Consider the following 522-nt stretch of genomic DNA (forward strand, 5'->3'; position numbering starts at 1 on the left):
CTGAAAAGATCGCATTGCTGCTGCAGAAGACTGCTGACATCATCCGGGCCTCGCGGGCACAGCTGCCAGACTGGGCACGCGATCACCTTCCCACCAATGTGGATGCACTGCGCGACATGATGACCCGCTGGATGCGCGACCATGCGGTCGAAGCCCGCAGCATGGGCGAGCAGGTGGGCAGGGTGGTGGCGCATATCCTGATCGGCATGGTGGTGGGCGCCATGGCGGCGCTGTACGACACCACCGAACCCAAGAATTACAAGCCGCTCGCCGCCGCGCTGCATGCGCGCGTGGTCTCGCTGGCCAAGGCCTTCGAGCAGATCGTGTTTGCCCAGGTGCGCATCGCCGCCATCAACGCCGCCTTTACCGCCCTGTTCCTGTTCGTCGCGCTGCCGCTGGCCGGCGTGAACCTGCCGCTGACCAAGACCATGGTTGCGATCACGTTTGTCGCTGGCCTGCTGCCCGTCATCGGGAACCTGATCTCCAATACCGTGCTGGTCGTGGTGGGCCTGTCGCATTCGC

General features: G+C 64.4%; 1 protein-coding gene. It reads left to right on the top strand.

Annotated features, from left to right (window positions below; genetic code table 11):
• Positions 1-522: AI-2E family transporter (locus tag JK635_RS29005; protein WP_202655538.1), on the top strand; the 522-nt coding region annotated here is incomplete at both ends.

The organism is Neobacillus paridis, from assembly GCF_016765675.1.
Lineage (GTDB): Bacteria > Bacillota > Bacilli > Bacillales > Cytobacillaceae > Neobacillus > Neobacillus paridis.